This window comes from Thermomonas beijingensis (genome assembly GCF_020034655.1).
Lineage (GTDB): Bacteria > Pseudomonadota > Gammaproteobacteria > Xanthomonadales > Xanthomonadaceae > Thermomonas > Thermomonas beijingensis.
This window is the reverse complement of sequence record NZ_JAIQDJ010000056.1, coordinates 1-562: the sequence shown is the minus strand read 5'-3', so window position 1 is coordinate 562 and position 562 is coordinate 1. Positions and strand designations below refer to the sequence as shown.

The window sequence follows — 562 nt, the reverse complement described above, 5'->3', positions numbered from 1 at the left end:
CTCCAGCAATTCCTAAGCGCACATCGCAAGGCGCTGCTCATCGCTCAAGATGCTTTTCGCGGGTCAGACCACTTTGCCGTTTGCCTCAGGGACCGCATGCATGAGGGCGGCGGGCTCGAGTGCCGGCAACTTGTCCGTGAACTCAAGGCGGCGCAGATCCCTCTCCCAGCAGTACGAGCTTTCTGGGCCGACGCAGTTGACCCAGATGACTGGGCCGACGAGGAAGAGCCGCAGGTCGACTTAACGCTGGCTTTCGCGGCGCCAATCGCCCTGCTTTCCAATGTGCTCTGGTGCGCATTGGCCAAGGATCTGGGCATTAGCCCCAAGCTGCAATGCTCCGTGTACCTTCTCAACCTCCAGGCGGGCGTCGCTCTCTTCCCCTATGACGACCGGGGAATGGATGTGGTTGGCCCCAACCGGTCCACGCTCCAGCAGCTTTACGCCCAGCATCGGTCTCTGCTCCTGCCCTATGATCTGCCTCAAATGCAGAGCACGTTCGGCGCGCTCTAACAATTCGTCCAAGCCGACGCCGCTTCGCGGCGCGGCTTAACTCAGGTGTTAG

General features: G+C 61.0%; 1 protein-coding gene. It reads left to right on the top strand.

Annotation, left to right across the window (positions count from 1 at the left end; translation table 11 throughout):
* On the top strand, nucleotides 1-510 hold a 510-nt coding region (locus K7B09_RS13130), incomplete at its 5' end, for a DUF3885 domain-containing protein (RefSeq protein WP_223629914.1).
* Nucleotides 511-562: the final 52 nt, after the last annotated feature.